This is a genomic window from Tepidiphilus thermophilus, assembly GCF_001418245.1.
Lineage (GTDB): Bacteria > Pseudomonadota > Gammaproteobacteria > Burkholderiales > Rhodocyclaceae > Tepidiphilus > Tepidiphilus succinatimandens.
Window position 1 is genome coordinate 1 of sequence record NZ_LIPU01000033.1, and the last position, 1471, is coordinate 1471.

A 1471-nucleotide genomic window follows, 5' to 3' on the forward strand; every position below is an offset into this window, starting at 1 on the left:
GAGGGCTGCTGGAGGTATCCGAAGTGCGAATGCTGACATGAGTAGCGATAAAACGGGTGAAAAGCCCGTTCGCCGAAAGCCCAAGGTTTCCGACGCAACGTTCATCGGCGTCGGGTCAGTCGGCCCCTAAGGCGAGGCCGAAAGGCGTAGTCGATGGGAAACGGGTCAACATTCCCGTACCGTCGTGCAATGCGATGGGGGGACGAAGAAGGCTAAGTGGGTCGGGTGTTGGACGTCCCGATTCAAGCCCGTAGCCTGGCGCGGTAGGCAAATCCGCCGCGCTAGAGGTGAGAGGTGATGACGAGGGCAGCCCACGGGCCGCCCAAGCCACCGAGGCCCCGCTTCCAGGAAAAGCCCCTAAGCTTCAGTTGCACGATGACCGTACCGCAAACCGACACAGGTGGGCTGGTGTCAAAGCACCAAGGCGCTTGAGAGAACCCAGGAGAAGGAACTCGGCAAATTGACACCGTAACTTCGGGAGAAGGTGTGCCCCAAGTAGGTGAGTCTGCACGCCAGACGAGCCCAACGGGGTCGCAGAGAATCGGGGGCTGCGACTGTTTATTAAAAACACAGCACTCTGCCAAGACGAAAGTCGACGTATAGGGTGTGACGCCTGCCCGGTGCCGGAAGGTTAAGTGATGGGGTGCAAGCTCCTGATCGAAGCCCCGGTAAACGGCGGCCGTAACTATAACGGTCCTAAGGTAGCGAAATTCCTTGTCGGGTAAGTTCCGACCTGCACGAATGGCGTAACGATGGCCCCACTGTCTCCTCCTGGGACTCAGCGAAATTGAAATGGTTGTGAAGATGCAATCTCCCCGCGGCTAGACGGAAAGACCCCATGAACCTTTACTGCAGCTTTGCATTGGACTTTGATGTGGCCTGTGTAGGATAGGTGGGAGGCTGAGAAGCCGAGGCGCCAGCTTCGGTGGAGCCGCCCTTGAAATACCACCCTGGTCACCTCGAGGTTCTAACCGCGCACCGTACATCCGGTGCCGGGACCGTGCATGGCAGGCAGTTTGACTGGGGCGGTCTCCTCCCAAAAGGTAACGGAGGAGCACGAAGGTACGCTTGGCACGGTCGGAAATCGTGCTGTATGTGCAAGGGCATAAGCGTGCTTGACTGTGAGGCCCACAAGCCGAACAGGTGCGAAAGCAGGTCCTAGTGATCCGGTGGTTCTGTATGGAAGGGCCATCGCTCAACGGATAAAAGGTACTCTGGGGATAACAGGCTGATACCGCCCAAGAGTTCACATCGACGGCGGTGTTTGGCACCTCGATGTCGGCTCATCTCATCCTGGGGCTGTAGTCGGTCCCAAGGGTATGGCTGTTCGCCATTTAAAGAGGTACGTGAGCTGGGTTTAAAACGTCGTGAGACAGTTTGGTCCCTATCTGCCGTGGGCGCTGGAAGTTTGAGGGGATCTGCTCCTAGTACGAGAGGACCGGAGTGGACGCACCTCTGGTGTACCGGTTGT

The 1471-nt window shown here is 57.9% G+C and carries 1 rRNA gene; it reads left to right on the forward strand.

Annotation, left to right across the window (positions count from 1 at the left end):
• A 23S ribosomal RNA gene (locus tag ASC37_RS11165) occupies positions 1–1471 on the forward strand; the annotation flags it as partial.